Consider the following 4,691-nt stretch of genomic DNA (forward strand, 5'->3'; position numbering starts at 1 on the left):
GCCGCGGCCGGCTCCGGCTCCCGCGCCGGCCCCGCCGCCGCAGCCGCCCGCGGCGCCGCCCCCGGCGCGCCGCTGAGACTTCTTCGAACGCTCGTCGAACGGAAGACAGGAGACATGGCCGAAAGCTCGCCGGTCGCCGGACTCGCCGGACTCCTCGCCGGCAGGAAGGGCCTCATCGTCGGCGTCGCCAACAAGAACTCGATCGCGTGGGGGTGCGCGCGGGCGCTGGCCTCGGCCGGGATGGAGCTCGCCTTCACCTACCAGGGCGACGTGATGCGCGACCGGGTGGTGAAGACCACCCAGGAGCTGGGCGAGGTGCCGCTCTTCGACCTGGACGTCACCCGCGACGAGCAGATCGAGGCCGTCGTCGAGGGGGTGCGCGGGCTGTGGGGCGGGCGGCTCGACTTCCTGCTGCACTCGGTGGCGTACGCGCCCAGCACGGCGATGTCGAACCCGTTCCTGGAGACCACCCGCGGCGACTTCTCCACCGCGATGGACATCAGCGCCTACTCGCTGGTGGCGCTCTCGCGCGCCTTCGCGCCGCTGATGGAGGGGGGCGGCAGCGTGGTGACCATGAGCTACTACGGGTCGCAGAAGGCGGTGCCGGGCTACAACGTGATGGGCGTGGCCAAGGCGGCGCTGGAGGCGTGCGTGCGCTACCTGGCGGTGGACCTGGGGCCGCGGGGCGTACGCGTGAACGCCGTCTCCGCGGGCGCCATCAACACGCTGGCGGCGCGCGGGGTGGCGCACTTCCGCGACCTGATGAAGATCACGGCCGAGCGGGCGGCGCTCAGGCGCACGGTGGACTCGAGCGAGGTGGGCAACGCCGCGCTCTTCCTGGCCTCGGAGCTCTCCAGCGGCGTCACCGGCGAGGTGCTGTACGTGGACGCCGGCTTCAACATCACCGCCGGCTGAGCGGGCGACGGTGGCGGGGGAGGGGAGGCCCGCCGTCTTCCTGGACCGGGACGGCACGCTGATCGTCGACCGGCACTACCTCTCCGACCCCGCCGGGGTGGAGCTCCTTCCCGGCGCCGCCGAAGCGGTGGCGCGGCTCTCCGCCGCGGGGCTCTTCACCGCGCTGGTCACCAACCAGTCCGGCATCGGCCGGGGCTACTTCACCGAAGCCGAGTACCACTGCCCGCTGGGCCCCGGCGAGCCCGACCCCCAGGAGTGCCGCAAGCCCCGCCCGGGGATGTACCTGCGCGCCGCCCGCGAGCACGGCCTGGACCTGGCGCGCTCCTGGTACGTGGGCGACCGCCTGCGCGACGTGATCATGACCCAGCGGCTCGGCGGCCGGGCGGTCCTGGTGAAGAGCCCGGAGAGCGAGCTGGAGGAGGCGCTGGCGCTCCCCTTCATCACCGTGGTCGACTCGCTGGCCGAGGCGGCGGACGTGGTGCTGAGCGACCTGCGCGGGACGGGTGCGTGAAGCGAACTGCAAAGCCTCACACGGAGTCAACGGAGTCAACGGAGAACTGCGAGGGATTCTCTGCCAGCTCTGTTGACCCAACCGAGATGTCGTTCTGAGGGAGCGTCCTCGCGAGACTTTCCTACGCACCAGAGGTTGGACGCGACCGAAGAATCTACTTCGCCTGCGAGCGAGGTCCGTCTCTCGCGACTACCCTCGTGCTGCGCTGAGTAGATTCTTCGGTCGCCGCCCGGCTTCATCGCGTTGAGAAGGTGCGGCGCAGCGGCTCCCTCAGAATGACATTCGATCGGGTAACAGTTCTGGGCATTGGCATGAAGCAAAGCGGAGCGGGGAGCCCCGGTGAGGGCTCCCCGCTCCGCTTCTCTGCGTCCTGCGAGGCTCGGGTCAGAAGGCGACCACGCCCTCGAAGACGAACCCGCTGAACTTGCCGCCGTTGCGGATGTCCGTGGTGGCGAAGTCGACGTACTTCTGCGTCACGTACTCGCCCTTGAGCAGGATGTTGTCGGTGAGGTACCAGCCGGCGGCCAGCTGCCAGCGGTCCGCGCCCACGTCGGCGGTGGTGTTGGCCAGGGGGCCGCGCACCGTGTTGTAGCGGGCGGCGACGTACAGCGGCTCGCCCGGCAGCAGGCGGTAGGTGGCGTCGAGCGCGTACTGGTTCCAGGTGCGCTCGTCCTCCTCGGCGCGGGTGCGGCCCCGGGCCTGCTCGATCACCCCGAAGAGCTCCAGGCCGCGGAACTTCACGAAGGGGTTCACCACCCACGAGGTCATCTTGTAGCCCATGCCGGGGTTCAGCATCCCCGAGCGGAAGTTGCCGCTCTCGGTGGCGATCGTGTTCTCCAGCACGAAGTAGTAGCGCGAGCCGGCGCGGTCGCCGCTGTACAGGTTCTGCTCGGTCGAGTGCCGGTTGGTGTACAGCGAGCCCGTCAGGCGCACCCGCAGGTCCTCGGTGAGCTGGCGGTCGAAGCCCACCTTGCCCAGGAACGAGGGCGTCCGGTCGTCGGGGTTCTGCACCGTGGGGTGGAGCTGCCCGGCCGAGATCCCCACCATCCCCAGCAGGCCGTGCGAGCGCACGTACACTTCGGCGGCGGCCTCGGTGGTGAAGGGGTCCATGATCAGGTTGCCGACGAACGGGTTGTAGATGGAGTTGCCGTTGTCGGTGCGGCGGAAGTGCGAGTCGCCGTAGTTGAGCTCCATCTGCCCGACCTTGATCGTGGCCACCTTGAAGAGGTCGTTCAGGATCGGCAGGTCGATCGGCGACTGGTCCACCTGGAGGTAGCCGTCCTTCACCCACGTCTCGGGGTGGTGGCGGGCCGACAGGTAGCTCGTCATGTGCACGCTGATGCCGCGGGCGAGCTGGGCGGTCAGGTACAGGTTGGCGACCGAGTTGTTGAAGCCCGGGCCGATGTCGGCGAGCTGGTTCGCGTTGTAGTCCTTGCCGTTCGCGTCCTTCTTGATGACCTCCGCCGCGGTGTTGCTGTGGTCGATCGACTGGAACTGCTGCGTGAAGGCCGCGCCGAGCATCAGCTTGAAGCCCTCGTAGGGCACGCCGTCGTTCTTGGGGGGCTCGAAGACGTTCAGGCCGCGCCGGTCGGTGGGCCGGTAGTTCTGGATGCTGATCTGCTGCGCCGTCCCGAAGGTGCGGGTCTCCTCCTTCGTCGAGTCGCCGGTGGCCGGGGGCGCGCCGCCGCCCGGGGTGTCGTTCTGGGCAAGAGCCGGGGCTGCCGCGAACACGGCCAGGAAGGCCGGGAGCAGCACACGATGCGTCGTTCTCATGGTTCCGTCTCCACGGAGGAGCTTCTTCCGGTTTCCGGGGGTGCCAGTGTGCGCCCCCGGTCCTCTTCTCGCGGCGGTGGTCCCGCCGCCCTTCACACCTTCAGGGCTTCAGCACCACGTCGAAGCCGACCGTCACCGCGGGGCGCACCTTCATGGTGCCCATCATCAGGCTGGGCGGGCGCACCCCGAACTGCGTCATGTCGAGCTGCCTGGTGCCGCGCACCCGGAGCTGCCCGTCCTCGCTGGCCACCGTGCCGTCGATCGTCACCGGCTGCGTGCTCCCGGCGATGGTGAGCTGCCCGACGATCTTCGCCGCGCCGTCGGCGCTCACCTCGATCGAGGAGGCGCGGAGGCGGATCTGCGGGTTCTCGGCGGCCTTGAGCGCGGTGCGCATGTGGCCATTCATGGTGTTGTTGCGGCAGTCCAGCGCGGCCACCGGGATACTCAGCTCGGCGCCGGGCACCGACTTCAGCTCGCTGAGCGTGGTGGTGGAGGCCCGGGCGGTTCCTTCCACCTGCGCGCTCTCGCAGCGCCAGGCGCGCACCGTGGAGGTCCCCGAGACCCACACGCGGCTGCCGTTCTGGAAGGAGAGGGGCGCCGCCGACGCCGCCAGGAGGGCGGGGAGGGCCGCCAGCACGTACAGTTGCCTGCGCATGATCGTCACCTTTCGGTTGGGGACTTCCCCGGCGGGCCTCCGCGGCTCCGGCGGGGGGACCGGAGCGCTGCGCGCCGCCCGGTCCAGCTGGAGATGAAGCTAGTCTCCCGGCCCGCGCCCATCCGTCGGCAATCCACCGCCGCGCGTGCAAGGGAACCGCGGAACGTCGCGTCGTGCGGGCGCTTACCGCCGGGAGGGGATCGGAAGGGGATCGCGAGGGAGGGGATGGGGCATTTCCCTACAGGCGGGGCCCTCTCCCCCGCGCGGCCCGGTCGTTCGTTCCTCACGACCAGGGGCCGCGCTCCCCTCTCCCAGACTGCGGGAGAGGGGAAACACCTCGGCGCTTCGCGCGACGGAGCCGTGCACACGCCGGTCTCGCGCGTTCCGGCGGGCTCCGGCGCGGGCCCTCACCCGCCGCCTTAGAGCGGCAACCCTCTCTCAACTTCGGGAGAGGGTGGACTTTACGCGGCTCGGTGCGTGGGAGAGGGATGGTCGTAGGGGCGAGGCATGCCTCGACCGGTGGATGCCAGGGCAGGCGCGGGAGGCGGGCTCACGAGCCGATGCGGACTTCCTACGGACTCGCAGGCTCGCCCCTACGACCCCCCACGGTGCTTTGCGCGACGAAACCCGCGTGAGGGGATGCGCGCCCGACAGGGCCGGGACGCCGCCGCGACACGGGGTATCGTCGCGGCGGTGGCCTGGCGCGGTTGGGCACAGTCGTATCGTGCCCTACCGCGCGCGCAGCCCGGCCCGGAGCGCAGCGGAGGGACATGCCCGGAACGGCAGTGCGAAAGTGCTAAGTGCGAGAGTGCGAAAGTGATGGAAGCGGCGGTTACT

At 70.3% G+C, this 4,691-nt stretch carries 4 protein-coding genes; 2 read left to right on the top strand and 2 right to left on the bottom strand.

Translation table 11 applies throughout. The annotated features are described in order from the left end of the window. Both VF746_17760 and VF746_17765 read left to right on the top strand, forming a co-directional pair. A partial coding sequence (locus tag VF746_17760; protein ID HEX8694272.1) for an enoyl-ACP reductase occupies nucleotides 1–915 on the top strand: 915 nt, incomplete at its 5' end. Nucleotides 916–925: 10 nt separating this feature from the next. After that, entirely contained in the window at nucleotides 926–1,426 is a 501-nt protein-coding gene (locus VF746_17765) for an HAD-IIIA family hydrolase (protein HEX8694273.1), read from the top strand. A gap of 384 nt (nucleotides 1,427–1,810) precedes the next feature. On the opposite strand, the gene VF746_17770 is transcribed toward VF746_17765, so the two are convergent. Then, nucleotides 1,811–3,199 carry a hypothetical protein gene (locus VF746_17770; protein ID HEX8694274.1) on the bottom strand — a complete coding sequence of 463 codons (1,389 nt, stop codon included), beginning with the start codon at nucleotides 3,197–3,199 and terminating at the stop codon, nucleotides 1,811–1,813. 100 nt (nucleotides 3,200–3,299) lie between these two features. Then, nucleotides 3,300–3,854, bottom strand: a complete 555-nt coding sequence (locus tag VF746_17775; protein ID HEX8694275.1) for a YceI family protein — start codon at nucleotides 3,852–3,854, stop codon at nucleotides 3,300–3,302. Between the last annotated feature and the right edge of the window lie 837 nt (nucleotides 3,855–4,691).

The sequence above is a fragment of the Longimicrobium sp. genome (assembly GCA_036389795.1).
Taxonomy (GTDB): Bacteria; Gemmatimonadota; Gemmatimonadetes; order Longimicrobiales; family Longimicrobiaceae; genus Longimicrobium.

What these genes read in the sequence shown, in the direction of transcription:
- VF746_17775 (HEX8694275.1), bottom strand. Translation starts at nt 3,854, where the DNA reads ATGCGCAGGCAACTGTACGTGCTGGCGGCCCTCCCCGCCCTCCTGGCG.
- VF746_17770 (HEX8694274.1), bottom strand. Translation starts at nt 3,199, where the DNA reads ATGAGAACGACGCATCGTGTGCTGCTCCCGGCCTTCCTGGCCGTGTTC.